This is a genomic window from Deltaproteobacteria bacterium (assembly GCA_016875225.1).
Classification (GTDB): Bacteria; Myxococcota_A; UBA9160; order SZUA-336; family SZUA-336; genus VGRW01.
On sequence record VGRW01000004.1, the window covers coordinates 43446 to 69503 of the forward strand.

Annotated in this window: 26 protein-coding genes; 16 read left to right on the top strand and 10 right to left on the bottom strand. The window is 70.8% G+C overall.

The features are described 5' to 3' along the window. The first annotated feature begins 3 nt into the window (after positions 1-3). Positions 4-1176, top strand: coding sequence for a lanthionine synthetase (locus FJ108_02060; GenBank protein ID MBM4334684.1), 1173 nt, complete (start codon positions 4-6; stop codon positions 1174-1176). Here the strand turns inward: FJ108_02060 and FJ108_02065 are convergent. Together FJ108_02065 and FJ108_02070 are read right to left on the bottom strand one after the other, a co-directional pair. Next, a complete protein-coding gene (locus FJ108_02065) occupies positions 1164-1901 on the bottom strand; it encodes a DUF2470 domain-containing protein (protein MBM4334685.1) in 738 nt (245 codons plus the stop codon). The genes FJ108_02060 and FJ108_02065 overlap by 13 nt on opposite strands. 1 nt (position 1902) lies before the next feature. Next, positions 1903-3441, bottom strand: a complete 1539-nt coding sequence (locus tag FJ108_02070) for a sulfatase (protein ID MBM4334686.1) — start codon at positions 3439-3441, stop codon at positions 1903-1905. Positions 3442-3457: 16 nt separating this feature from the next. On the opposite strand from FJ108_02070, the gene FJ108_02075 reads away from it, so the two are divergent. Genes FJ108_02075 through FJ108_02095 form a run of 5 tightly spaced genes read left to right on the top strand, consistent with a single transcriptional unit; the run spans position 3458 to position 9634 of the window. Next, the gene (locus FJ108_02075) at positions 3458-4423 is read left to right on the top strand and encodes an LLM class flavin-dependent oxidoreductase (GenBank protein MBM4334687.1); all 966 of its coding nucleotides are present in this window, start codon (positions 3458-3460) and stop codon (positions 4421-4423) included. Next, complete coding sequence (locus FJ108_02080) at positions 4420-6369, top strand: DUF3604 domain-containing protein (GenBank protein MBM4334688.1); 1950 nt, start codon at positions 4420-4422, stop codon at positions 6367-6369. The genes FJ108_02075 and FJ108_02080 overlap by 4 nt, the downstream gene beginning before the upstream one ends. Further along, positions 6366-7691, top strand: a complete 1326-nt coding sequence (locus tag FJ108_02085; protein MBM4334689.1) for a DUF1329 domain-containing protein — start codon at positions 6366-6368, stop codon at positions 7689-7691. Before FJ108_02080 ends, FJ108_02085 begins: the two co-directional genes overlap by 4 nt. A gap of 6 nt (positions 7692-7697) precedes the next feature. Continuing rightward, a complete protein-coding gene (locus FJ108_02090; protein ID MBM4334690.1) occupies positions 7698-8672 on the top strand; it encodes a peptidyl-prolyl cis-trans isomerase in 975 nt (324 codons plus the stop codon). After that, positions 8669-9634, top strand: a complete 966-nt coding sequence (locus FJ108_02095) for a HupE/UreJ family protein (GenBank protein ID MBM4334691.1) — start codon at positions 8669-8671, stop codon at positions 9632-9634. The genes FJ108_02090 and FJ108_02095 overlap by 4 nt, the downstream gene beginning before the upstream one ends. Here the strand turns inward: FJ108_02095 and FJ108_02100 are convergent, their stop codons facing one another. Then, on the bottom strand, positions 9635-10501 hold the full coding sequence (locus tag FJ108_02100) for an LLM class F420-dependent oxidoreductase (protein MBM4334692.1): 867 nt from the start codon (positions 10499-10501) through the stop codon (positions 9635-9637). Next, entirely contained in the window at positions 10501-11361 is an 861-nt protein-coding gene (locus FJ108_02105; protein ID MBM4334693.1) for an MOSC domain-containing protein, read from the bottom strand. The genes FJ108_02100 and FJ108_02105 overlap by 1 nt, the downstream gene beginning before the upstream one ends. A 122-nt stretch (positions 11362-11483) precedes the next feature. On the opposite strand from FJ108_02105, the gene FJ108_02110 reads away from it, so the two are divergent. Together FJ108_02110 and FJ108_02115 are read left to right on the top strand one after the other, a co-directional pair. Continuing rightward, positions 11484-12368, top strand: coding sequence for a crotonase/enoyl-CoA hydratase family protein (locus FJ108_02110; GenBank protein MBM4334694.1), 885 nt, complete (start codon positions 11484-11486; stop codon positions 12366-12368). Between the two features lie 5 nt (positions 12369-12373). Next, on the top strand, positions 12374-13228 hold the full coding sequence (locus FJ108_02115; GenBank protein ID MBM4334695.1) for an outer membrane lipoprotein-sorting protein: 855 nt from the start codon (positions 12374-12376) through the stop codon (positions 13226-13228). On the opposite strand, the gene FJ108_02120 is transcribed toward FJ108_02115, so the two are convergent. After that, a complete protein-coding gene (locus tag FJ108_02120; protein ID MBM4334696.1) occupies positions 13205-15583 on the bottom strand; it encodes a hypothetical protein in 2379 nt (792 codons plus the stop codon). The genes FJ108_02115 and FJ108_02120 overlap by 24 nt on opposite strands. Positions 15584-15655: 72 nt before the next feature. Between FJ108_02120 and FJ108_02125 the strand changes: the two genes are divergently transcribed. From FJ108_02125 to FJ108_02140, 4 genes are all read left to right on the top strand, one after another. Further along, complete coding sequence (locus FJ108_02125) at positions 15656-16426, top strand: crotonase/enoyl-CoA hydratase family protein (protein MBM4334697.1); 771 nt, start codon at positions 15656-15658, stop codon at positions 16424-16426. A gap of 78 nt (positions 16427-16504) precedes the next feature. Then, positions 16505-16927, top strand: coding sequence for a hypothetical protein (locus FJ108_02130; GenBank protein ID MBM4334698.1), 423 nt, complete (start codon positions 16505-16507; stop codon positions 16925-16927). Between the two features lie 8 nt (positions 16928-16935). Then, positions 16936-18018: a hypothetical protein gene (locus tag FJ108_02135; protein MBM4334699.1), complete on the top strand. Its 1083-nt coding sequence runs from the start codon at positions 16936-16938 to the stop codon at positions 18016-18018. 19 nt (positions 18019-18037) lie between these two features. After that, on the top strand, positions 18038-19189 hold the full coding sequence (locus FJ108_02140; protein ID MBM4334700.1) for a ferritin-like domain-containing protein: 1152 nt from the start codon (positions 18038-18040) through the stop codon (positions 19187-19189). On the opposite strand, the gene FJ108_02145 is transcribed toward FJ108_02140, so the two are convergent. Further along, positions 19182-20030 carry an SDR family oxidoreductase gene (locus FJ108_02145; GenBank protein ID MBM4334701.1) on the bottom strand — a complete coding sequence of 283 codons (849 nt, stop codon included), beginning with the start codon at positions 20028-20030 and terminating at the stop codon, positions 19182-19184. The genes FJ108_02140 and FJ108_02145 overlap by 8 nt on opposite strands. Positions 20031-20068: 38 nt before the next feature. On the opposite strand from FJ108_02145, the gene FJ108_02150 reads away from it, so the two are divergent. Continuing rightward, entirely contained in the window at positions 20069-20710 is a 642-nt protein-coding gene (locus tag FJ108_02150; protein ID MBM4334702.1) for a nitroreductase family protein, read from the top strand. Continuing rightward, a complete protein-coding gene (locus FJ108_02155) occupies positions 20707-21321 on the top strand; it encodes a class I SAM-dependent methyltransferase (GenBank protein MBM4334703.1) in 615 nt (204 codons plus the stop codon). The genes FJ108_02150 and FJ108_02155 overlap by 4 nt, the downstream gene beginning before the upstream one ends. 3 nt (positions 21322-21324) lie before the next feature. Here FJ108_02155 and FJ108_02160 read toward each other — a convergent pair whose 3' ends face one another. Further along, positions 21325-22116: a methyltransferase domain-containing protein gene (locus tag FJ108_02160; GenBank protein MBM4334704.1), complete on the bottom strand. Its 792-nt coding sequence runs from the start codon at positions 22114-22116 to the stop codon at positions 21325-21327. A 24-nt stretch (positions 22117-22140) separates the two neighbouring features. Continuing rightward, complete coding sequence (locus tag FJ108_02165; protein MBM4334705.1) at positions 22141-23571, bottom strand: MATE family efflux transporter; 1431 nt, start codon at positions 23569-23571, stop codon at positions 22141-22143. Positions 23572-23640: 69 nt separating this feature from the next. Here FJ108_02165 and crcB point away from each other — a divergent pair, with 69 nt between their 5' ends. Beyond that, positions 23641-24021: a fluoride efflux transporter CrcB gene (crcB, locus tag FJ108_02170; protein ID MBM4334706.1), complete on the top strand. Its 381-nt coding sequence runs from the start codon at positions 23641-23643 to the stop codon at positions 24019-24021. 54 nt (positions 24022-24075) lie between these two features. Further along, complete coding sequence (locus FJ108_02175) at positions 24076-24477, top strand: hypothetical protein (protein ID MBM4334707.1); 402 nt, start codon at positions 24076-24078, stop codon at positions 24475-24477. Here FJ108_02175 and FJ108_02180 read toward each other — a convergent pair. Together FJ108_02180 and FJ108_02185 are read right to left on the bottom strand one after the other, a co-directional pair. After that, entirely contained in the window at positions 24474-25148 is a 675-nt protein-coding gene (locus tag FJ108_02180) for an alpha/beta hydrolase (protein ID MBM4334708.1), read from the bottom strand. The genes FJ108_02175 and FJ108_02180 overlap by 4 nt on opposite strands. Continuing rightward, positions 25145-26053, bottom strand: a complete 909-nt coding sequence (locus FJ108_02185; GenBank protein ID MBM4334709.1) for an alpha/beta hydrolase — start codon at positions 26051-26053, stop codon at positions 25145-25147. The genes FJ108_02180 and FJ108_02185 overlap by 4 nt, the downstream gene beginning before the upstream one ends. Positions 26054-26058: the final 5 nt, after the last annotated feature.

A 26058-nucleotide genomic window follows, 5' to 3' on the forward strand; every position in this document is an offset into this window, starting at 1 on the left:
CCCGTGCTCTTCGATCCAGCGCGCCACGGGCCGCTGCGCGAGAGCCGTTGGGACGAGGCGCGCGCGCGCGATACGATCGGGCGGATCGTCGCGGAGGCCGAGCGGGTCTTCGATCCCGAGACGCTGTGGCCAGAGCATCCGCTCGATCGCCTCCCTTCGAGGTCTCTATACTACGGCGCGGCGGGCGTGATCTGGGCGATCGACTTCCTCTTCGAGCAGTCGGCGGCGCGGTCGACGCGCGACTGGAATCCGATCGTCGAGGCGCTCCACTCGCGTCCGCACGTCGGAGCCGAAGCGGATCCGCTCGCGCGGGACGGGTACCTGCACGGCGCCGCGGGGCTCGCGCTCGTCGGCCATCGCGTGACTCGATCCGCCGTCTGGGTCGAGCGAGCCTTGGCCTCCGCAAGATCGAACCTGGAGCACCCGTCGAACGAGCTCGCGATCGGCACGCCGGGAACGCTCCTCGCGGCGGTCGCGCTGCACGAGGCCTCGGGCGACCCGCGGCTGCACGAGGTCGCCGCGCGGAGCCGGGCGAGCGTGCTCGCGCGACTCCGCTTCGAGCCCGAGCACGGCTGCAAGCTCTGGACGCAGGCCTTCGGCGCGACGACGCAGATGCTCGGGCTGGCGCACGGCTTCGCGGGAAACGCCTGCGCTCTGATTCGCGCCGGCGTTTCGGCGCAGCTCGCGGGCGACGTGGAGCGTACGCTCGACGCGACGGCGCGGATCGAGGACGGGCTCGCGAACTGGCCGCAGAGCGTCGGACCTCCGCGCCCCGGTCGCGACGCGATGCGGGTCCAGATCTGCCACGGCGCGCCGGGCGTGATCGTCGCGCTGGCTCGCCTGGAGCCGCGCCCGGGCTCGCGGCTGGACGAGCTGCTGCGCATGGGCGGCGAGCTCGTCTTTCGCGCGGGTCCGCTGGCGAAGGGTTCGAACCTCTGCCACGGCACCGCCGGCAACGGCTACGCGTTCCTGTGTCTGTACCGGCGCACCGGCGAGCGCGTCTGGCTCGAGCGCGCGCGGAGCTTCGCGATGCACGCGATCGGGCAGTGGGAGGACGAGCGCGAGGTCCATGGCCGCGGCCGCTACTCGCTCTGGACCGGCGACGTGGGTCTCGCCTGCTTCCTCTGGGACTGCGTTCGAGAGCGCGACGAGTTCCCGACCGTTCACGCCTTCTGAGCTGCGCGCGAGAGCGCGACGAAGACCTCCCGCGCATCGCGCGCCTCGATCTCGCGGCCGAACCCGACGTAGCGCAGCTCGTCCGGGGACTCGGTGCGGACCAGGAAGCCGGCGCGATCGATCGCCGTCATCCGCGCGCGCGCGGGTGTCACGCCGCTCGCGGCCACGACGATCCGGCGCATCGCGTCCTCGTGGTCGGCGTTCATGTGCGAGAGGATTCCGCTCGCGGCCTCGCGAAGCCCCGCGCCGAGCGGGTCGCGGCCGATCGCGGCCGGGTCGATCCAGCCGATCGCCCCGAAGCCGCCGATCGCGCGCACGCGCACGGGCGCGAGCTCGAAATAGCTGAAGTCGTGGGTCTCCAGGTAGGACGTCGCCGCGGGCACGCGCTCGCGATAACGCGCGTGGACCTCCTCGAACTCGTCGCCTTCGGATGCGAGCGCGCGCGCCCGCGCCAGAATCGTCACGCGCCAGCTCCCTTGCGCGTCGCCGCTCGCGCTCGGATCGCGCACGAAGAGCGAGACGCGCGGATCGCGGCGCAGGTTGCGCGTGTGGAGCGCGATCTCGGACAGGAGCACGATCGGCGTTCCGTCCGCGCGCAGCGCGAACGGCGCGAGCGAGCCGAACGGCCAGCCGGCGATGTCGTCTTCGGCGGCGAGCGTACAGAGGGTGGCCGTCGTCGCCGTGAGCAGCCAGTGTCGGATCTCGGAGCCGGCGTCGGTACTCATCCTACGCGAGCCCCAGCCGCGCGAGCTGATCCTCGGGCGCCTCGATCTCGACGAGCGCCGCGCGAAGCCGCTCCTCGGCGCGCTTCTCCGCGGCGGTTCCGGCCAGGTCGCGCTCCTCGCCGGGATCCTCGCGCAGGTCCCAGAGGTGGCTGCCGCTGAACTGGCCGATCCCCCAGAAGGGCAGGCGGTCGCCAAGGACGAAGGGCTGGCGGATCACCGGGACCTTCGATCCCGGCATGCGATCGAGACGCGCGCGCTCGTCGGGAAGCGGCATGCGCAGCTGCGGCAGGCGCGCGACCGGCATGGTCGACCAGCGATTGGAGAAGACCGAGAGCGGCGAGTTCGCGCCGACCGGACCGCGCGCGTACTTCTCGCGGCCGTCGAGCACGTGGACCTCCCGGCCCCAGTAGCCGGAGAGCGCCCATTCGCGCACGCGATCGGTCTCGCCGCGCAGAAGCGGCGCGAGCGAGCGTCCGTGCGTGCGCTGTCGGGCCGTGACGCCGAACAGGTCGAGGAGCGTCGCGTGCACGTCCACGTTCGTCGTCAGAGCCGCACGGCTCCCCGGCACGACCCCCGGCCACGCGATCATGAGCGGGATGTGTCCGAGCGGCTCGTAGACGGGAACGGCGGGCTTACCGAACGCGTCCTTCTCGCCGAGATAGTGGCCGTGGTCGGAGCAGACGATCACCGCGGTCGAGTCCCAGAGCCCGCTTCGGTCGAGCGCGTCGAGGATCCGGCCGAACCAGTGATCGATCATCGTGAGTTTCGCGCCGTAGCAGGCCCGCACCTGTCGCGCCTCGCGCTCGGTCAGCACCCCCTCGCCGATCGCGGCGCGGGAATAGGGCGGCCAGATCAGGTGCGGCCCGCGCCAGTCGGGGTCGTAGAGCGACGCGTACGGCTCGGGCGTGTCGAACGGCTCGTGCGGATCGAACTCGTCGACGAAGAGCAGGAAGCGCTCGTGGTGCGGAGCGTCGTGCTCGAGCCAGCGCGAAGCGGTCGAAAGCGTGCGCGGGCCGGGAAAGTCGGCCTCGCCGCGAAAGTAACCGCGCGAGTCGTCGTAGTGCGTGTGTCCGCGGCCGAACGACGGCGCCCCGATCCAGCTCGGGTCCGGACGCGTGCGCCACGGATCGCTCTCGTGACCGCGTTGGTAGTCCCAGGCGGTGAAATCGCAGTGGTAGTTCTCGCCGCCGACCTCGAAGAGGTGCGGGTGGTCCGAGACCAGCATGGTCGTGACGCCTGCGCGCCGCAGCTCCACCGTGATCGGATCCTCCCAGATCTCGATCGAGCCCCACGGCTTCCACAGGAAGTCGAGCGCGCCGCAGAGCAGGTCGTGCCGCGCGGGCATGCAGGGAAGCGAGCCGGCGTAGTGCGTGTCGAAGCGGACCGCTCGCTTCGCGAAGCGATCCAGGTTCGGCGTCTGGAACTCGCGCGAGCCGTAGGCGCCGAGCAGGTGCCGGTTCAAGCTGTCGAGTAGCACGACGACCGCGTTCGAGGGCGAGTTCGCAGCAGCCCGGCCGTTGGCGGAGGCGCGCTCGTTCATGACAGGATTCTCGCACATGCAAATCTCCGTCGCGTTTCCGCCGGGCCGGGATCTGGTCGACTACGCGCTGCTCGCGGAGTCGCTCGGCTACACGCGGGTCTGGGTCTGCGATTCGCCCGCGCTCTACGAGGACGTCTGGATCGCGCTCGGCGCGATCGCGGAGAACACGGACGAGATCGGCTTCGGACCCGCGGTGCTGGTGCCGAGCCTGCGGCACGTTCTGGTGACGGCCTCCGCGATCGCGACGCTCGAGGCGCAGGCGCCGGGCCGGCTCGCGGTGGCGATCGGAACCGGATTCACCGGGCGCCGGGCGCTCGGAAAGAAGCCGCTCTCGTTCGCCGTGCTCGAACGCTACGTCCGCGAGCTCCGCGGGCTGCTCGCCGGCGAGACGGTGCGGGTCGACGGCGCGAAGGTCGCGCTCCTGCAGCCGGACGGCTTCGGAGCGCCGCGGCCGATCCCCACGCCGATCCTGATCGCGGCCAACGGGCCGAAGGGCCTCGCGGTCGCGCGCGAGCTCGGCGACGGGGTGATGTGCGTGGGCCGGCCACAGCCGGGCTTCGCGTGGTGCGCCGCGCTCGCAGTCGGCACCGTGCTCGAGGAGGACGAGACGTTCGCCTCGCCGCGCGTCTTCGACGCGCTCGCTCCCGCGATCGCCATGATCTACCACGCGGCCTGGGAGGCGTCACCAGAGAGTGTAGATGCGCTTCCCGGCGGGGCCGCCTGGCGCGCCGAGATCGAGGCGCTGCCCGCGGACGAGCGCCACCTCGCCGTCCACGCCGGGCACGGGGTCGCGGTCTCCGAGCTCGACCTACGGCACGTCTCGAGCCAGCTCGGCGCGCTCACCTTCTCGGGCACGCAGGCGCAGCTCCGCGAGCGGCTGGCGCGCCTCGCCGACGAGGGGCTGACTGAAATCGTCTACCAGCCGCTCGGCTCGGACATCCCGAGCGAGCTCGACGCGTTCGCCAGGATGGCGAGGCCGTGAGGCGCGCGATCGCGGTCGCGCTGCTCGGCGCCGCGTTCGCGAGTCCGCCGGCCGCAGCCTCCGAGCTCGCGCTCGGGAGCTCGGAGCAGAGCGCGCCCTGCGCGCACCGAGAGAGCCTGCGGCGTCCGCTCTTCGGCGACCTGCACGTCCACACCGCGCTCTCGCTCGACGCCGGCACGCAGGGCACGCGAAATCGACCCGCCGACGCCTATCGCTTCGCGCGCGGCGAGCGCATCGGCGTCCAGCCGTACGACGCGCAGGGCAGACCCATGCGCGAGATGCAGCTCGAGCGTCCCCTCGACTTCGCGGCCGTGACCGATCACGCCGAGATGCTCGGCGAGGCCCACATCTGCGGCACCCCGGGGATCGATGGCTACGATTCGTGGATCTGCCGCGTCTATCGCGGCTACCCGCGCCTCGCGTTCTTCGTGATGAACTACCGCGCCTCGCGCGGCGACGCGGTCGAGCCTCCGACGCGCTTCGACTTCTGCGGCGCGGGCGGGCAGCGCTGCAAGGAGGCCGCGATCGGGCCCTGGCGCGAGATCGTGGAAGCCGCCGAGGCGGCGAACGATCGCAGTGCGGAGTGCCGCTTCGCGACCTTGATCGGCTACGAGTGGACGGGCGCGGCCGGGCCCGGAAACAACTTGCACCGCAACGTGATCTTCCGGAACTCGGTGGTGCCGGAGCTGCCGTCGAGCTTCATCGACACGCCGGCGCCGGAGCTCTTGTGGCGCAAGCTCCGCGAGACCTGTCTCGACGCGGGGACCGGCTGCGACGCGCTCGTGATTCCGCACAACTCCAACCTCTCCGCCGGGCGCATGTTCGCGACCGTGCACGCCGACGGCTCGCCGATGTCGGCGGAAGAGGCGAGCTTGAATGCAGAGCTCGAGCCGCTGGTCGAGATCATGCAGCACAAGGGCTCGTCGGAGTGCATGCGTGGCGTCGACACGGCCGACGAGCTCTGCTCCTTCGAGACGCTCGCGATGAGCAACTTCAACGGGCGCTACGTGCCGTACCTGGCCGAGACCCCGCTGCCGCGCCAGTTCGTGCGCCACATCCTGCGCGAGGGACTGGTGCAGGAGGAGAAGCTCGGCGTGAACCCGTTCAAGTACGGCATCGTCGCGGGGAGCGACACGCACCTGGGCGCGTCCGGGGCCGTCGACGAGGACGTGGACTTCAAGGGCCACGGCGGCGCGGGCAATCCGGCGCGCGACGAGATCCCCAAGGGGCTGCCGGACGCCTGGGATCTGAACCCGGGCGGACTTGCGGTGGTCTGGGCCGAGGAGAACTCGCGCGAGGCGATCTTCTCGGCGCTGCGACGCAAGGAAGTGTACGGCACGAGCGGCCCGCGCCACGTCGTGCGCTTCTTCGCCGGCTACGACTATCCCGAGGATCTGTGCGAGACCGGCGAGTTCGCGGCGCGCGGCTACGCGGGCGGGGTGCCGATGGGCGCGGACCTTCCGGCCGCGCCCGCCGGCCGAGCGCCGCGCTTCGTCGTCTCGGCGCTTCGCGATCCGGGGACCGAGACGCGGCCGGGCGCAAAGCTCTCGCGGCTGCAGGTCGTGAAAGGCTGGCTCGACCGGGAGGGTCGGACGCACGAGCGGGTGTTCGACGTCGCGGGCGACCCGAAGAGCGGAGCCGACGTCGATCTCGCCAGCTGCGAGCCCCGCGGCCCGGGAGCGGACGCGCTCTGCGCGGTCTGGGCCGATCCGGATTTCGATCCTGCCGAGCGCGCCGTCTGGTACGCGCGCGTGATCGAGAATCCGACCTGCCGCTGGACCACCCGGGTCTGCAATGCCGGCGGCGTGCGCTGCGACGACCCGTCGCAGCTGGAAGAGGGGTTCGAGCCGTGCTGCGACGCGCAAGTCCCGAAGACGGTTCAGGAGCGGTCCTGGACCTCGCCGATCTGGTACTCGCCCGCCCGCGCCGGAAAGGGAGCGCCATGAGACGCATCTCGGTGTTGGCTCTGCTGGGTTGCGCGCTGCTCGCCCGCACGGCCGCGGCGGACGTGGCCCCGGGCGACGTGATCCGGGCCGCGAACCGGGAGCAGGTGCGCGAGCTCGTGCCCGCGGAGTTCTACAGCTACGCGATCGAGCCGTTTGCCGAGCTCGAGATGCGGATCGTCGCGACGGAGTCCTACCCGCCCCACCCGAAGTACGTCGAGGCGACGGTGAAGTTCGCCTGCCAGGCCTCGCTCGACGCCGAGGGCCGGCTCTCGAACTACGGCGCGGGACAGCCGTTCCCGTACTCGGAATGGGCCAAGGAGGCGACCGGGCACCGCTGCGACCTCACCCCCGACGATCCGCAGTTCGCGACGAAGCTGGCCTGGAACGTGAACCAGCGCTGGCAGGGCGGCTCGGGCTTCAACATTCCGCACTGGGGCTTCGCGAACATGCGCAACGCGGGCCGCGAGATCTGGCGCATCTCGCAGGGCGAGTACCGCCGCACCTACTTCAGCGGCCGCGCGGATCTGCTTCCAGCGACGACGGAGCTCGAGCCCGGGACCAACACGGAGTGGGCCGAGTACTTCGACGTGAAGTCGCCGTTCGACCTGCGCGGAACCATGTTCCTGCTCTATCGCTACCGGAACGGCCAGGAGGACGACACCTGGGCGTACATCCCGGCGCTGCGGCGCGTGCGCCGCATCGCCGCGACGCAGAAGAGTGACTCGCTGCTGGGAACCGAGTTCACGCTGGAGGATTTCTACCTGTTCTCGGGCTACGTCTGGGATCACGTCTGGGAGTTCCAGGGCGAGAGCGAGCAGCTCGCGGTGTCGAACAGCGTCCGCACCTGCTTCCCGCGCGTGCTGGGCGCGATCTCGCCGACCAGCATGGTTCGGCTCGGCACCGACGCGGAGTGGGGCACGTGTCGCTTCGATCCCTATGGCGCGCTGCCGATGATCGGCGAGAGCTGGCAGAAGCGGAGGAGCTTCGAGCTCGACGACATCCCGCGCCAGAAGGGCCACCCCTACAGCCGCAAGAAGATCTGGTACGACAAGGAGACGATGTCGCCCGGGCTCGCCGTCGCCTACGACCGCGCTGGCAAGCCCTACAAGCTGATCGGCGGCGTGGGGAAGTGGAGCGAGTCGACGGACCTGCCCGAGAACCAGGGGCGCTTCGTGCTGCTCGGCACCTCCGTGATGATCGTGAACGTGCAGAGCGGCGCGTCGAACCTGGGCCAGTTCGACGGCATGAACGCGATGGAGTTCGACGTCGGCGCGAGCCGCAAGTACTACGACACCACCAAGCTCAAGACCGCGGGGCGCTAGAGGGGGATGCGGCCGGGGATCGTCTCGCACGCGCTCCGCTTCCTGTGCCTCGGCGCGCTCCTGGTCGCGGCGGATCGCGTTCTGCTGCGGAGATCGAGCGCAGGCGAATCGGAGCGGGGCGCGATCGAGATCGACGCCGAGCGGATCGACGCGCTCCGCAAGGGCTGGATCGCGCGAGGCGGCACGGCTCCCGACCATGCCGTGCTCGCCGCGCTGATCGAAGCCGAGATCGACGACGAGATCCTGCTGCGCGAGGCGCGCAAGCGCGGTTTCGAGAGCGAGGACCCCGTGGTTCGCGCGCGGCTGGCGAGGAACGTCGGCTTCATCTCCGGCGCGGACGAGCGAGCGGGCCGCGCCGGCGATTCCGCGCGCGTCGATCTCGCGCTCGCGCTCGGGATCGCGCGCGGCGACCTGGTGGTGCGAAGGCGGCTGATCGAGCGCATGCGCGCGGAGCTCGGGGCAGGGGAGCACGAACCGCCGAGCGAGCGCGAGATCGACGCACGGTTCGCTCGCGATCGGGAGCTGTGGCTCGGCTCGCCGCGACTCCGTCTCTCCCATGTGTTCCTGTCGCGCGATCGCCGCGGAGCAGCGCTCGTCTCGGACGCCCTCGCGCTCCGGCGCGAGATCGCGGCAGGCCGGCTCGAATTCGCGGACGCGATCGCGCGCGGCGATCCGTTCCTGCTCGGTCACTCGCCGTCGGATCGGTCGCAAGCGGAGCTGTCGCGGAGCTTCGGCGCGGCCTTCGCGATCGCGGTCTTCGCGCTCGAGCCGGGGCAGGTCTCGGAGCCGATCGAGTCGCCCTACGGGCTGCATCTGGTTCGGGTTCACGAGCGGACCCTTGCTCGGCCCGCCGAGCTCGAAGCGGCGCGCGCGCGGATCGCGGCGGAGCTCGCGCGCGAGCGCGCGGACGGGTCGCTGCGCGTCGCGCTCTCTCGACTGCGCGACGGCTACGAGATCCGCATCGCCAAGGTCGAGCGGTGAAGTTCGCACGGTTCGCGGCGCTCGTTGCCATCGCCGCGCTCTTCGCCGCACGCGCGCACGCGCACCCGCTCGCGCCATCTCTTCTGGAGCTGCGCGAGCACGGGGGCGGACGCGTGAGCCTGGTCTTCCGCACGCCTCGTGTCGGCGCGGCGGGAGCGACGCCGGCTCCGATCCTGCCGGCGGGCTGCCGCGAGGCCGAGCCCCCGCGGCTCGAACGCGACGAACGGGCTCAGACGCTCTCGGCCGTGCTCGATTGCGGCGAGCAGCCACTCGCCGGCCGCTCGGTCGGCCTCGATGGGCTTCGCGACACCGCGACCAACGCGCTGGTGCGCTTCGAGGCCGCGGACGGCACGGTCGCGCAGGGCGTGATCGACGCCGATCGGCCTCGCTTCGAGCTTCCCGCGCGGCGCGGGCGCGCGGCCACGATCTACGCCTATCTGAGACTGGGCCTCGAGCACATCCTCGGCGGTCTGGACCATCTGCTCTTCGTCGCCGGGCTGGTTCTGCTGGTGCGAAGACCGCGCGCGCTCGTCGCCACGGTGACCTGCTTCACGCTCGGGCACGCGCTCACGCTCTGCGCCGCGGCGCTCGGCCTCGTGCAAGTGCCGGCCGCGCCGATCGAGGTCGCGATCGCGGCGAGCGTGTTCTGGCTCGCGCTCGAGCTCGCCTGCCCCGGCGGGCGGCGGCTCCGGCCCGCGCGAATGGCGGCGGCGTTCGGGCTGCTGCACGGCTTCGGCTTCGCCGCGGCGCTCTCCGAGGCCGGGCTTCCGGCGCGCGACGTTCCGCTCGCGCTCGCGAGCTTCAACGTCGGAATCGAGCTCGGCCAGCTCGCCTTCGTGGCGGCGCTGCGGCTCTGCATCCGGCCGCTCCGCGCCGCCGAGCGGCCGATCGCGTACGCGTTCGGCGCGATGGCCGGCTTCTGGCTGATCGAGCGCACGCTCGCCGCGCTCGGGCTGGGCTGATCAGCGGATCTTCGCGAGCACCTCGCCGGCGAAGCGGTCGAGCGCGTCGTCGGAGCTGCCGCCGATCGCGAAGGTCGGCACCACGAGTCGCGAGACGCCGAGATCCGCGTAGCGCTTCACCGCGTCGATCCCCTCCGCCGCGGGAATCCACATCGCCGAGATCTCGACGCTCGCCGGGTCGCGTCCGATCGCGGCGCACGCCTTGCGCAGCGGCGCGAGCAGCTCCGCGAGCTGCGCCACGTTCCCGCTCGGCGCGTACCAGCCGTCGCCGAGCTTCGCGATCCGCTCGAAGACCTTCCCCTTCGATCCGCCGACGATGATCGGCACGCCCGGGCGCTGGACCGGAATCGGGTAGCTCTTGAAGCCGGACCAATTCAGGAACTCGCTGCGGTGCTCGACGACCTCGCCCGACCAGACCTTGCGCATCGCCGCGACGTAGTCGTCGAAGCGGGCGCCGCGGTGCTCGAACGGAACGCCGAGCGCGTCGAACTCCTCGCGCAGCCAGCCGATCCCCACGCCGAGCATGAAGCGGCCGTTCGAGACGAAGTCGAGGCTCGCGGCCTGCTTGGCCAGGTACAGCGGGTTGGTCTGCGACAGGATGTTCACGCCGGTCGCGAGGCGGATCTTCGAGGTGCAGGACGCGATCGCCGCCAGCGCGATCAGCGGGTCGACCAGGTTCGTCTCGGGCGGCGCACCCATCTTCCCGGTCGCGTTGTACGGGTACTTCGACGAGTAGTCGATCGGGATCATCACGTGCTCGAAGGTCCAGAGCGACTCGATTCCGATCGCCTCGGCCTTGCGCGCGGCAGCGAGCAGCTGCCGGGAATCCGCGACGGCCATGTTGACGGGGATCAGGCCGATCTTCATCAGAGCAGCTCCACCGCGTCGCCGACCGCGATCCGGCCGGCGCGCTCGATGCTTCCGTAGACGCCGACGTTCTGGTTCGCCTCGCGCACGACGGTGCGGATCAGACCCGGGTCCTTGGGCAGATCGTCGAAGCCGTGCGAGATCATCACGCAGCGCGGGCAAGCCGCAGGCACCGAGATCTCCACGTCTCCGATCCGCAGGCGCTTGCCGATCCAGCCGAGCTCCGCGAAATCCTCGACGCCGTCCGGTGTCGTGATCAGGAGATTCGGACGGAAGCGGCGCACGTCCACGCGCGACGCGGGCGCCAGCTTCTGCAGCCGCCCGAGCGTGGCGCTGGTGAGCAGGAGCAGCGGAAACGCGTCGAAGTAGGTGCCGGGCGGCGACTCGAACTCGAAGAGCACCGGAGGGAAGACCGAGAAATCCGGCAGCGGCTCGTCCGGCGCGCGGCCGAAGACCGCGCGCATCTCCTGGTCGAAATCGGCGTGGGTCGGGGCGCCGCGCCGGTAGTGATCGAGCTTCTCGGCCGGAAGCAGCGGCCAGAGCGTGACCTCGTTGCGAAGCGCCTGGCTCAGTCGCTTCGAGGCTTCGGCGTCCGACGCGCGCAGACGCGCGCCGTCGGGAAGCGTGATCTCGGGCGCCGGCACGCGTCCCGGCTCGGGCTCCTCGAGGTAGCGCGCTCCGCAGCGCATCAGCTCGGCGAGTTTCTTCGCGCCGCGAATGCCGCCGCGCACCTCGTCCCGCCCCGCCCAGCCGCGATCTCCGGGGATGCCGTTCGTGCCGAGCTTCGCGGCGTCGATCCGCTCGCCCTTCATGGATTTCACGGGATACCGCCAGAGCTCACCGATCCGACCGACGATCATCGCGTCCCGACCTCCGCTTCGAATCGTTCGAGGGTATCACGCCGGATCCCTTCTTCGTGTACCGTCACCGGCCACGACGGGAGGATCGCGTGGCGACGAGAGCGAGGACGGGGCCGAAGACGCTGCGCACCCACGTCGAGGAGGGCGTCTTCGTGATCACGCTCTCGCGCGCGGCTGAGTACAACACCATCACGCCGCAGCTGCGCGACGAGCTGGCCGCCGCGATCGACGCCGGCGATGCCGAGTCCGCCGCGCACGTGATCCTGCTCCGCGCCGAGGGCCCGGCCTTCTGTGCCGGTTACGCGCTCGACTGGGGAACTGCGGCTCAGGACGCGGAATCCGGAGCGACGCGAAGGCGTGTATGGGATTCGGTCTCCGACCTGCGCATGATGGGCCGCTTCGTCGACACCTACATGAAGCTCTGGTACGCGAAGAAGCCGACGATCGCGGCCGTGCAGGGTTGGTGCATCGGCGGCGGCACCGACCTGGTCCTGTGCGCGGACCTGATCGTGGCCGGCGAGGGCGCGCGCTTCGGCTACCCGCCCTCGCGCGTCTGGGGCACGCCGACCACGGCGATGTGGGTCTACCGAATGGGGCTCGAGCAGGCCAAGCGCTACATGCTGACGGGGGACGAGATCTCCGCGCGAAAGGCGGTCGAGATCGGGTTGATCCTGGAAGCCGTTCCCGACGCGGAGCTCTCGGATCACGCCCTGGCGCTGGCCAGGCGCATGGCGCGCGTGCCGACGAATCAGCTCGTGATGCTGAAGCTGCTCTGCAACCAGACGGCCGAGAACATGGGGCTCGCCTCGAGCCGTCTGCTCGGCACGCTCTTCGACGGCGTCGCGCGCCACACGCAAGAGGGGATCGACTTCGTCGCGAGCGCGCGAAGCAAGGGCTTCCGAGAGGCGGTGCGCGATCGCGACGATCCGTTCGGCGACTACGGCAGCCGGGCGGGCACGCGGCGCAAGGCAGGCGCGAAGCCGAAGCCGAAGCCGAGGCGGAGCTAGCGCCGATGCGGACCCGAGACGTACGACGGCTGATCTCCTGCCTGATCCTGCTCCTGGCCGCCACGGCACAGGCCCAGGACGACGCGCTGCCGAACGGCGCCGGACCGAGCGGCCGCGAGATCTACCAGCGCGTGATCGACAACAAGCTCGAGACCGCGTACTTCGAGCACCGCATGAGCTCGACCGATCCCGGTGGGAGCGTGCAGAACCTGGCGTTCTGGTCGCGCTTCAAGGATCTGCGCGCGCCGGGATCCGCGCCGAAGGGCGCCGTCATCTCGAAGACGGTGATGAAGTTCACCGACCCGTACGACAAGCGAGACACGGCCTACCTCTTCATCGAGCGGAAGGGCACCGAGGACGAGGGCTTCCACTACTCGCGAAAGCGCGAGCGAGTCACCCGGATCGCGCCGGCGAAGGAATCGATCTTCGGCAGTGACTTCAGTCTGGACGACCTCGCGGTGGTGAGCCACATCGACGACGCGACCTACCAGCGGCTTCCCGACGAGGAGCTCCAGGGAGTGTCCGTCTGGGTCGTCGACGTGAGCCACAAGCCGGAGACCGATCCGGCCTACGCGCGCAGCCTGCTGTACGTGGACAAGGTGTACAACGTGCCGCTGCGCACGCGGCACTGGGACGACGCGGGGGTCGAGGTGAAGCAGCTCGAGATCCCGCGCGGCAGGATCGAGTCGTACTCCGGGGTCTGGATCCCGCGCGAGAGCACGATGTACGACCTGTCCGAGAAGACGCAGTCGGTGCTCACCATCGAGCGCGTGGTCGACAACCCGGTGATCTCGGACGCGATCTTCTCGCCCCAGAGCCTGAAGACCGTCGACTCGCTACGCGCGGGCGCGCGCGAGTAGCGCCGGGAGCATGACCAGATCGGCGGCCAGGCAGATCAGCAGGGTCAGCGCCGACAGGTAGCCGAACTCCACGATCGTCGCGAAGCCCGAGACCGTGATCGTGAGGAAGCCGGCGATCAGCATCAGCGCGGAGATCGCCATCGGCCGGCCGACGCGGCGCATGCTGTGCAGCACCGCGGCCTCCGGCGAGTTGCCTCGCTCGCGCAGGCGCCGGTAGGTCACGAGCATGTGCACCGTGTCGTCGACCGCCACGCCGAGCACCACGCAGCCGATCATGCTGGTCGGTAGCGAGAGCGGCGCGATGCCGAAGCCGAGCATTCCGAAGAACAGGATCACCGGCGTCAGGTTCGGGGCCATCACCAGCAGGCTGATGCGCAGCGAGCGGAACACGTAATAGACCAGCAGCAGCACGGTCGCGCTCGCGAGCGCGATGCTCGAGACCTGGTTGCCCGCGAGCGCGTCGGCGCTGCGGTTCAGCACCACGGCGTTGCCCGTCACTTCGACGCGCAGCGCGGGCGAAAGATCGAGCCGCTCCACCACCGCTTCGATGCGCGCGACCAGCGTGCGCACCGCGCGCGAGCCGAGCTCGCCGGTGCGCACCAGCACGTTCGCGGCGCTGTGATTGGAGTTCGCGAAGCGGCGCAGCTCCGCCTTCGGAACCATGAAGATCAGGTCGCTCACCTCCTCGCGCGAGTTGGGAATGCGCTCCTGCGCCGGGTCGCCGTGCTCGAGGGCGCGGTTCAGCAGCCGCAACGGATCGGCCATCGAGACCGCGGCCGAAACGCCTGGCAGGAGCTCGAGCTCGCGCTGCAGCGCTTCCAGCTTGCGCAGGTTCGCCGGCTCGCGGAAGGCTCCCTCGTCGCGGCCGAAGAGCGCCACGTACAGAGGCACCGGCCCGATCAGCCGCTCGTTCACCGCGGCGAAGTCGCGCCGCACCGGCGAGTCGGCCTTGAAGTAGGTGAGATAGTCGGTGTCGACGACGATCCGCGGCAGCGCGATCAGCGCGCACACCGTGACCAGGGCCCAGCCGAGCAGGACCGGCGTCGCGTGCGCGGTGCAGACCCGCGCGAGCGCGACGAGCGCGTCGTCGAGCCTGCGGCCGAAGGCCTCCCCGATCCTCGTGGTCGCCTGCCGGCCCGTGCGGTGCGGCAGCAGCGCGAGCGCCGCCGGAATTCCGGCCAGCGAGATGGCCGTCAGCATCGAGCAGCCGAAGAACGCGAACAGCCCCAGCTCCTCGATGCCCGGAATCCCGCTCGGGACGAGCGCCGCGAAGCCGACCGTGGTCGTCACCCCCGAGAGGACCTCCGGCAGGAACACCTCGTTCAGCGTCGCGAGCGCGGCGTCGCGCGCGTTGTCGGCGTGCTCTCGCTCCAGCTCCCAGCGCGCGACGATGTGCACGCCGTAGAGCCCGCCGAGCGAGATCAGGATCGGCGCGAGCACGATCGTGAGCAGGTTGATCGGCGTGCCCGTCGCCGCGAGCAGCCCGAACGTCCACAGCACCGACATCAGACAGCCGAGCAGCGGCAGCAGCACGCAGCGCGCCGAGCCGGTGGTGACGAAGACCACGAGCGTCGCGACCACGACCGCGAGGGGGATCAGGCGCGCGAGGTCCTCGGCCATGATCACGGCGGTGCGAGACTTCACGTGCGGACGGCCCGCGAAGCGGAACTCCCGGCCGGGCGCCGCCTCGGCATTGGCGATGGTGCGGATCGCCTCGTCGAGGCCGAGATCTACGAAGGCGCGATCGCCGATCTCGTGGAAGGACAGGTTGATCGCGGCGGCCGATCCGTCGCGCGAGACGATCAGCTCGGGGTAGATCGGGTCCGCGAGCGCACGTGCGCGCAGGTCGGCGAGCGCGGCGGGGTCGCTCGGCACCTCGTCGATGAAGCGCGAGACGTCCAGCCAGTCCTTCTCCGCGTCCCAACGGTACGTCGGCACGTCGACCAGGCTCTCCGCGCGCCGCACCCCGGGAAGCTTCAGCACGGCGTGGCTGATCCGGCGCAGCGCCGCGAGGTTCTCTTGCGTGAACACGTCGTCGGCCAGCATCGCGATCACGTAGACGTCGTCGTTTCCGAAGCTGCGCGTCGCCTCGCGGTAGACCTCGCGAGCGGGATCCCTTCGCAGCATCAGCGGCTCCTCGGACGCGTCGAGGCGGACGCGCACGGCGAGATTGCGCACGTCGAAGAGGAGGAGCGCCGCGACCAGCGAGATCGCGCCGAGCCCGCCGAGCACGAGCCCGGCGCGATCGACGACCCACTCCGGCCGCGCGCGTACGAAGGCGAGCGCCGCGTAGGCGAGCGCGACGCCGACAGCGACCAGGACGAGCGGCGGGATCGGCGTTCCGGTGGAGTCCATGCAGGGCGGCGCAGGTACGCTAGCAGACGCGCTCGCGTGGTACGTTCGAGCGAAAGCTCGAGGAGGACGGCGATGGCCAGCGTTCGCTACGAGACCGATGGCCCGGTCGCGATCGTCACGATCGACCGACCGGCCGTCCGAAACTGCGTCGATGGGCCCACCGCCGCGGAGCTTGCCGCCGCGTTCCTCCGCTTCGACGCCGATGCGTCCTCGAGCGTCGCCGTGCTCACGGGTGAGGGCGGCTGCTTTTGCGCCGGCGCGGATCTGAAGGGCGTCTCCGAGGGGCGCGGCAATCGGGTCCGCGAGGACGGCGACGGGCCGATGGGCCCGTCGCGAATGCTGCTCGGCAAGCCCGTGATCGCCGCGGTCGAGGGCTTCGCGGTGGCCGGGGGGCTCGAGCTCGCGCTCTGGTGCGACCTGCGCGTGGCGGCCCGCGACGCGGTCTTCGGCGTCTACTGCCGGCGCTGGGGCGTGCCGCTGATCGACGGGGGCACGGTTCGCCTGCCGCGGCTGATCGGCCACTCGCACGCGCTCGACCTGATCCTGACCGGGCGGGGAGTGTCCGGAGACGAGGCGCAAATGATGGGCCTGGCCAATCGCCTGGTCGATCCTGGGCGAGCCCTGCCCGAGGCGGTCGGGCTGGCCCGGCAGCTCGCCGCGTTCCCGCAGCGCTGCTTGCGCGGCGATCGGCTCTCGTCCTATCAGCAGTGGCCGCTCCCACTCGACGATGCGCTGCGCCTCGAGACGCGACTCGGGCTCGAGGTGATCGCCTCGGGCGAGACCCTGGAAGGGGCGACGCGCTTCGCGCGCGGCGCCGGTCGCCACGGCTCGTTCGAGAGCTAGGAGCTTCGCGGCAAAGCACGGTTTGCCGGCGCGCGCTCGAGTGGTTTACATTGATTTCAAGATTCCGCGGAGGCATTCATGACGATCCGATTCCCCTCGCTCGAGTTCTTCCAGGCGCTGCAGCAGCGCACCAAGGAGGACAAGGCGGTCTTCGAGAAGCTCGGCACCTGCGACACGAATTTCGGCGTGAAGATCGGCAGCCAGCTGTACACGATCGACTTCGAGGTCTACGAGTGCGTGGACGTCCGGGAAGGCGGCGACCCGACGCGTCTCGACTTCGTGATCGGCGGTCCCACGGAGGTCTGGGGCGAGATGGTGAAGGCGATCCTCCAGCACGGCGGCGCCGACGCGAAGCACACCCTGAACACGCTCTCGCACGTCGGTGACGTGCTGCGGATCGAGACGAGCGACGCCGAGGGACACGACAAGTTCTACCGTTTCATGGCGTCGATCCAGGAGTTCTTCGACCAGGCCCGCCACCTCGACGTCAAGGTCGCCTAGGAGCCCCGATGTCTTACGTCGCCCCCAAGGACTACACGCAGGATCCAGAGATCGTCGCGAAGATCATGCGCACGATCTCGGGACAGCTCGAGCTCACCTGGATGAAGAACATCGGCGAGCGCGCGGCGTTCCGGCCCAGCCAGACGGCGCGCGGGCTCACGCTCGACGACATCAACCAGGGCTCGTACTCGCCCGATCACCTGCCCGAGATCGTGCGGCACAACTTCTCGATGGCGCCGCGCGGGGCGATCCTTCCCGCCGGGCTGCCGTCGCTGGGCTACCGCCTGAACCGCAAGAGCGACGTCTGGGCGGACATCGCGCCGCGGCTCTACGAGGAAGGGAAGTCGCGCCGCTGGGCGCCGGCGCACGACGTGCCCTGGGACGCGCTCGCCAAGCCCGGCCACTCCGAGGACGTCGCGATCGCGCTGCGGCAGCTCTCGACGAATCTCACCTCGGTCGGGCTGGTCGCCTGCGACACCGCCGCGTCGTTCGAGTACCGCATGAACCAGGAATTCCACGAGATCAAGTTCCTGATGTGCGTGCAGATGTACGACGCGGCGCGGATCGCCGAGGCGTTCCGGAAGCGCGCGCTCGCCGGCGACGGCCAGCTCGGCGTCGACTGTGCCGAGCTCGGCGACTTCCTGAAGACGATCTTCGTGGCCGACTCCTACGCCGAGGCGTCGGTGTCGATGAACGTGCTGCTGTTCTCGTGGGTGCAGGCGCTCGGACGGCACATCGAGTACACGGCGACGAACCGGGCGGACACGTTCCTCGGCACGCGGCTCGCGCAGGACGCGAGCCGCTTCATCGCCTACGGCGTGGCGCACATCCGCAACCTGTTGCGCGTGCGCCCGATCGAGGTGGAGCGGCTCGACAATCACCTCGATCTGGCCGAGAACGCGCTGGTCGGCGCGCTCGGGGCGCCGGCGATGATCGAGCCGCTGGTGCTGATCTCGGGCGGATTCGAGCCCGTCGTCGGGCTCTACGAGCGAACCGTCGAGGAGTACTTCGGCCGCTGCCTGGCGGCCGGTCTGGGCGATCGCAGCGCGCGCAGCCCGCTGCCCGAATTCCTGCGGATGCTCCGCAGCTGATCCGAAGAAGGGGAACCCGATGAGCTACTACGGACCCACCGACTGGCGCAGCAACTCCGATCTGGCGCTGCGCATGCGCGACATCCGCAAGGGCAACCTCGACCTCGGCTGGATGAAGGCCGGCACCGAGAAGCTGCGCTTCTCGCAGGAGAACCCCAAGCGCGGCTTCACCTACCTGGACGTGAACAAGGGCAGCTACGGCTACGACGATCTGCCCGAGGTTCCGCGCGGTCCGCGGGGCGCGGCGCCGCGCGGCGCGACCTACGACGTGAAGCACCAGGCCGACCTCGAGCCGGAGCTGAACCGCAAGTCGGACGTCTGGGCCTACAAGGTCGCGTCGTTCACGGAGGAGGCGGTCTCGCGCCAGTGGGACGCCACCACCGACGTTCCCTGGACCGACCTCGACAAGTACGAGCGAAGCGAGGAGCTCGAGGTCGCCTACGCGCAGCTCTGCACGTTCTTCACCGAGGTCGAGATGATCGCGACCGACCTGCCGGCGAAGTGGCTCTGGCGCATGAACAACCAGTTCCACGAGGTGAAGCACTTCATCGCCACGCAGGCGATCGACGAGGCGCGACACGCCGAGGTGTTCCGCAAGCGCGCGCTGGTCGGCGGAGTCGGCCTGATGGAGGCGCTGCCGCAGGCCGAGCACTCGCTGAAGGCGATCCTCGACGGCGACACCTACGGCGACGCGTCGGCGTTCATGCACCTGCTGGCCGAGGGCAACATCCTGACTATGTTCCGCTTCAGCGAGTTCATCTCGCCCACGCCCGTCGACAAGCGCATCTTCCAGCTCGTGATGCAGGACGAGGCGCGCCACGTCTCGTACGGGATGCAGCACCTGAAGTGGACCATCGACCACACACCCGAGCGCAAGGAGCAGCTGCACAGCGCGCTCGACGAGGGCGAGTCGATCACGATCAACCAGTTCGACGCCGCGCTCACCGAGTGCATGATCGTGCTCGCGGGAAAGGGCACCAAGCCGGAGCAGATCGCCGAGGGCGTGAAGATCGTTGGCCAGCTGCAGGTGAAGCAGATGCAGGAGTACTTCCACCGCCTGCGCCGCGCCGGCTTCGAGGACCGCATCGCGCGCTCGAAGTTCACGCCGATGCTGAGCCAGCTCGGGCTGACGCCGGAGTTCACCGCGAAGGCGGCCGCCGAGGTCAGCTGAGCGCGGAGAGTCCTCCGTCGACGACGAGCGACTGGCCGGTGACGTAGCTCGCCTCGCCGGAGAGCAGGAAGATCGTCGCGAACGCGACCTCCCAGCCGGTGCCCTGCCGGCCGAGCGGCACGGGCGTTCGCGCGCGCGATGGCCGCCCGCGCGTCGCGTTGCGGCCGAGCGGCGTGTCGATCAGCCCAGGGAGCACCAGGTTCGCGCGCACCGCGCGGCGCGCGCCCTCGAAGGCGACGTGGCGCATCAGCCCCGCGAGCCCCGCCTTCGACGAATCGTAGGACGGAAGCTGCGAGCCGGGGCCGAGCGCCGCGACCGAGCTGATGAAGACGAGCGACGCGCCGGGCGCGAGCCGGGGCAGGGCCTCGCGCGCGATCAGGAAGTGCGCGCGCAGGTTCACCGCGAAGGTGCGATCCCAGGCCGCCGCGTCGGTGCCGGCGAGCCTCGCTCCCGCGGCGATGCCGACGTTCAGGACCACCCCGTCGAGGCCGCCGAGCGCCCGCTCGGCCTCCGCGACGATCCGCGCGCAGGCGTCGGGGTCGCTCACGTCGCCGACGACCACGCAGCCGCGGCCGCCTTCCTTCTCGATCTGCGCGAGCGTGTCGCGAGCCGAGCTCTCGTCGCGGTCGGCGCAGGCGACCGCCGCGCCCTCGCGCGCGGCGAGAAGCGCGATCGCGCGGCCGTTCCCGATCGGAGCGTCGGGCTCGGGGCTGGGCTGTGTGCCCGCGCCCACGACCAGAATCCTCCGCCCCGAAAGCCGCCCGCGACCCGGCGCCATTCCGGCCGCCTCGGTCGGAATCGGCCCCACGATCCGATCTTCCCTGCGCGTTTGATCCGACATGTCGCCATCATACCGATCGGATCGACTAGGATCGTGGCATGGGGCCAGCCGACTTCGACCTCGCTTCGGTGGATCTGGTCCTGCGCACGACGCGCTCGGTGCGGCGCAAGCTCGACTACACCCGGCCGGTCGCGCCCGAGCTGATCGAGGAGTGCATCGAGATCGCGACGCAGGCACCGACCGGGCGGAACGCCCAGGCCTGGCGCTTCCTGGTCGTGACCGAGCCCGAGGCGAAGCGATGGCTCGGCGAACTGTACCGGCGCGCGTTCGAGCACTACGCGGCGCTTCGCGAGGCGGATCCGGACGCCGAGCCGATCAAGGCGACGCATCGGCTCCTCGCGGACCGCCTGCACGAGATGCCCGCGCTGATCCTGGTCTGCATCGAGGGCCGCCCGGAGCCGCTCTCGGTCGCGCAGCAGGTCGCGTTCTACGGCTCCGTGCTCCCCGCCGCGTGGTCGCTGATGCTCGCGCTTCGCGCGCGCGGCCTCGGCTCGACCTGGACCACGCTGCACCTGCTGCACGAGGACGAGGCGGCGCGCGCGCTGGGAATTCCCGAGGGCGTGACGCAGACGATCCTGCTCCCGGTCGGCTACACGCGCGACGCGGTGCTGCGTCCCGCCGCGCGCCGTGGTCCACGCGAGGTCACCTATTGGAATCGCTGGGGAGAGAGACGGTCATGAAGGAACGGCGACTCTACGCGCGGAGCTTCGTCTTCGCGCTGCTCGCGCTCGCGCTGGCCTCGGGCTGCGGCACGCTCAAGCGCCTGGCCTACGAGGCTCCGGGTCGCGACGCGGCGCAGCAGCCGGATCGCGTGGTCGCGGCGCTGGCATTGCCGCCGGGAGCGCTCGTCGCGGATCTCGGCGCCGGCGGGGGCTACTTCACGTTCCGGCTCGCGAACGCGGTCGGGCCCGACGGGCGCGTCTACGCCGTCGACATCGATCCGGACATGCTCGGCTACCTGCGCGACCGGGTGCGCGCGGAGAAGCGCGAGAACGTCGAGGTGATCGAGGCCGCAAGCGACGATCCCCGCCTGCCCGAGAGCGGCGTCGACCTGATCTTCCTCTGCAACACCTACCACCACCTCTCGGATCGGGTCGCCTACTTCAGCGCGCTGCACGACCGGCTGCGACACCGCGGGCGAATCGCGATCGTCGAGTACCGCTCGGGCCGGCACGGCACGCCCATGCACGTGATTCGCGAGGAGCTGCGCGAGGCGGGCTATCGGCTCGCCGACGAGCACGACTTCCTCGCGGACCAGACCTTCCAGATCTTCGTCCCGTCGCTCGACTAGGCTTCAGGCCGTTCCGGTGACCAGGAACTGCGGCAGGATCAGCAGGAACGTTCCGTCGGAGAGGGACTTCTTCAGGTCCGCGGCGAGCGCCTCGAGCGTCGCCTTCGGCAGCCGTCCGGAGGCGCGCGCGTACGACATCATGTTGAAGACGATCGGCGCGGTGAAGCCCTTGGTGTCGGCGCTGGCGACGATCTTCACCTTCACGTCGGAGAAGCCCGCGCCGCGCATCGCGCCCCAGAGCTTGCGGCCGATCAGCGGGGTCTTGTAGGCGGGCTTCGCGGCCTCGAAGAGCTCGGCGATCCGCTCCGCGCCGATCGGCTCCACCGCGAGCAGGCCCCAGTCGCTGTCGATCACGTGCGCGAGCCCTCCCGGCGTAAGCACGCGGCGGAACTCCGCGAGCGTCGCGGCGACGTCGGGCACGTACTCCATCACGTTCTTGCACACCAGCCGGTCGGCGATTCGCGCTTCGAGCGGGATGCGATCGCCGTCGGTCCGGTGCAGCTCGATCAGCGCCTCGACGCCGTCGCGCTTCGCTCGTTCGCGCGCTCGCTCCAGGAACAGCGCGTTCAGGTCCACGCCGTGCACGCGGCCGTTCGGCGCGACGCGCCGCGCCAGCTCGACCGCGAGTCCGCCGGGCCCGCAGCCGTAGTCGATCACCGTCTGTCCGGGCGCGAGCTCGGCCGGCTCGAGCAAGGGCGCGCTCTGCGGCCGCCATTCGAACATCTGCTCGTACGCGTCGATCCGCTCCGGCTCGATCTCGACCCAGTGGTCCTTGTAGTAGGTCTCGCGGTTCATGGCCGGATTCTACGCGCCGCGCGCTCAGATCGCGTGGCGGCGCGCCCAGCGACCCGAGAGCAGCCAGCCGATCATCGCGCTCGCGTTCACCAGCGCGTAGACCAGGTTCGCGATCCACATCCCCGTTGCGCCCAGGTCGGTGCGCGTGGCGAGAAGCCAGCCGAGCGGGGCTCCGACGAGGACGGCCGTCGAGACGGAGATCAGCATCGGCGAGAGCATGTCGCCCGCGGCCTGAAGCGTGCGGAACGCCACGAAGTACAGGCCGTAGAAGGCGAGGATCCCGGAGGAGTAGACGAGATACTCCTCGGCCATCCGGGCCACCTCGGCGTCGTCGACGAAGAGCGCGACGAGCGCGTGGCGGAACAGGAACACGCCGAGCGCGAGCGGCCAGAGCGCCGCGAGCTCGACGAGGGCGCTGGCCCAGATCGCGCCCCAGGCGCGCGAGAGGCGCCGCGCGCCCAGGTTCTGGCCGACCAGCGTCGCGCAGGCGTTCGCGATCGGGAAGGCGAGCATGATCGCGAGCATCTCGAGCCGCAGCCCGACGGTGTAGGCCGCCTGCACCTTCCCGCCGAGGCGGCCCGCCATGATCATGAAGAACATCACCATCAGCGAGCGCGCGAGCATGTGCGCGGCCGGCATCAGGCTGGTGGTCAGGATCCGCGCCAGCGTGGGCAGGTCCGGCACGACGTGACGGGCGCGCAGGTGCACGCGGCAGCGGCCGCTAAAGAGCATGTAGAGCGAGACCGCCGCGCCGCAGGCCCCGCCGATCGCCGAGCCGGCCGGGATTCCCGCGATCCCGATCGCCGGCAGTCCGGCGTGCCCGAACGTGAGCGCCCACTGCGAGAAGATCGAGACCGGCGTCACGATGAACGACGTGAGCATCGGCGTGGTCGCGTCGCCGGCGCCGTTCAGCACGGTCGAGAAGATCTGTCCCGAGATCATCACGAAGAAGCTCAGGAACACGATCCGCACGTAGACCGTGGCGAGCGCGATCACGTCGGGGTCGCTCGCGATCAGGCGCACGAGCGCCTCGGGAAACAGCCCGCCGGTCAGCGCCGCGACCAGCGCCAGGCCCGCGCCGAGCACGAAGCTCTGGCCCGCGACGTGCTCCGCGCCCTCGACCTGTCCGGAGCCGACGAGCCGCGAGATCATCATCTGCGAGGCGACCGTCATGCCCATCACGAAGAGCATCAGGCCCTGGCGCAGCACCTGGTCGCTCGATCCCGCGGCCGCGAGCGCGTGCTCGCCGAGCCGCCCGAGGAAGGAGAGCTCGACCAGCTGGAAGACGCCGAACGAGAAGGTCGTGGTCAGGATCGACGGCAGTGCGAGCACGAGCACGGAGACGAGCAGGCTGCCGCGCGTGTGGTCGCGGTCGCGGAAGAACGCGATCAGCGACGGGCGGGCGAGCTTCGCGTCCGACCCGACCTCGACCTCGAGCTCGCCGATCTCCCGCACCCGTGCAGCCTACCACGCTGCGCCGGGCGGACTCCCGGGCCGCGGGGCTATGCTCGGGCGATGACGGCGATGCGATTCGGGTGGGTGTGTCTCGCGGGCGGGCTCGGCTCGGGCCTGCGCTATCTGATCGGAAGCCTCGTCGCGGAGCGCATTCCGGTCCCGTTTCCGATCGGGACGCTGGCGGTGAACCTGCTCGGCTCCGCGCTGCTCGCGGCGCTGGTGTGCGCGTCGCTCGAGACCGACGCGGTCTCGCCCGAGCTGCGCATCGCGCTGGGCGCTGGATTTCTCGGCGGCTTCACGACCTACTCCGCGTTCAGCGTCGAGACGCTCGCCCTGCTGCAGGAGGGCGCGTGGGGGCTGGCTTCGGGATACGCCGCGGTCACGGTCTTCGGCTGTCTCGCGGCGTGTCTCTTGGGGCAGAGCGCCGCGCGCTGGCTCGTGGGCGGCTGACCCGCAGCGATTCGCTGCCTACTTCCGAGCGCGCCGCGAAGGCAAGCTCGGCGCGTGAGCATTCGAAGGCTCGCTTCGATCGCGCTCTCGGGTCTGTTCCTCCTGGCGCTCGGAACCTGGCTTGCCGGCGAGCGGACGGAGGTCGCCGAGCTGCGCACCTTCGACGCCGCGGGCCTCCCGCACGACACCAAGCTCTGGATCGTCGACAAAGACGGCCGGCCCTGGGTGCGGATCGCCCGTCCCGGTCGCAGCTGGGGCGAGCAGCTGCGGGCGAACCCCGAAGCCGAGCTCACACGCGGGGGCGTCACCACATTGTGTCGCGCGGTGTTCGTGACCGACGAGGCCGAGCGCCGCGCGATCGACCGGGCCTTCGCCGCGAAGTACGGCTGGGTCGACGGCTGGTACGGGCTCGTGCTGCGCCGAGACGCGGTTCCCGTGCGTCTCGATCCGCGCTAGCGGGCCGCGGCCGGCTCGTCCGAAGCGTAGAACTCCAGCGCCTGCTCGAGCTCGCAGGTCTCGACGCCGGGCTCCTCGACCACCGCGCGCAGCCAGTCGGGCCGCTCGAGCGTGCAGATGCTGATCGGGCGTTCCAGCCCCGACAAGTGCGTGGCCTGGCGGACGAACGAGGTCGCGTAGTCGGGCGGGCGAACGTCCGAGGCCAGCTCGACGAGCGCGAACGGATCCGGCGGCGTCACGGCGTTGGGGTCCGGCATCGGGATCAGCGGCGTTCCGGGTCGCGCGCTTCCGCCCGCGAGCCCGGGTCCGTCGAGCAGGATCGCGCCGCGCACGAGCCGCGGCCGCGCTCCGGCGCAGAGCAGGGCGATGTACGCGCCGAGCCCGCGCCCCACCAGCGTGGCGTGGCCGACGCGCGCGAGCGCGGCGTCGACGTCGCCGATCAGGATCTCGCTGGTGTAGCCACCGCCGCGAGGAACGCTGGAGCGGCCGTGACCGGTGAAGTCGAGCGCGAGGATCGGACCGGGCCAGCCCTCGAGCTCCGGCGGCATCCGCGATGGCGAGCGCTCGCCCAGCCCGTGCAGCAGCAGCAGGGCGCGGCCGTCGCCCGAGCGCAGCTCGTGCAGCGCGAGCTGCACGCGATTGTGCGAGAGCAGGACCGTCGCCGAGCTCACGCCAGGAACTCCAGCACCAGGTCGGCCACGCGCCGCGGGTGCTCGATGTGCACGAAGTGGCCGCAGTCCGGGAGCGTGACGATGCGCGTGCCGCGCGGCATGTACGGCGCGAGGAACTCGGCCGAGGTCCCCCAGCCCATCTCCTCCTCGACCGAGCCGAGGATCGCCAGGAGCGGCGCCGGGAAGCCGCGCATGCGCTCGAGCGACCAGTCGGGTCGCCACGGACCGAAGCCGCCGAAACGCATCGACGGGTCGATCTTCCAGCGCCAGCCGTCCGCGTCGCGCCGCGCTCCGATCGTGACCAGATAGCGCAGCCAGTCGTGCGAGAGACGCGGGTTCATCCGGCCGCGGCGGCGCGCCAGCTCGTCGAGCGTGCCGGGCTTGCGCGCGAGGTCGGCCGCGCGCCTGCGCCAGTCGAGCCAGCTCGAGAGCTCGCTGTCGAGAAGCTTCGTGCGCTCGCGGTCCGCGACGTCGGGATGGCGCCACTTGCCGGGCATCCCGTCCAGGTTCGCGAAGCGCGACACGCGGTTCGGCCGCGCCTCGGTGAGCTGCATGCACACGCCGCCGCCCTTGGAGTGGCCGACGATCGGCATCGGCTCGTGCCCGACCGAGTCCATCACGAGAAGCGCGTCGCGCAGGTCGGCCTGCCAGGAGTAGAGCGCGGCGTGGTCGGAGTCTCCGTGTCCGCGGTGATCCCAGGACACGACGCGCCAGCCGCCGTCGGCCAGCAGCGGCGCGAAGCCGTCGAAGGTGCCGGCGAAGTCGAAGCCGCCGTGCGCGAGCAGAAGCGGCCTCGCGTCGGGCGCGCCCCACTCGTAGACGGCGATGCCGACGCCGTAGGCGTCGACGCGGCGCGTCCGATCCGGGCGGCGCGCGCCGGGAAAGCGGATGACCTCTTCACTCATCGGGG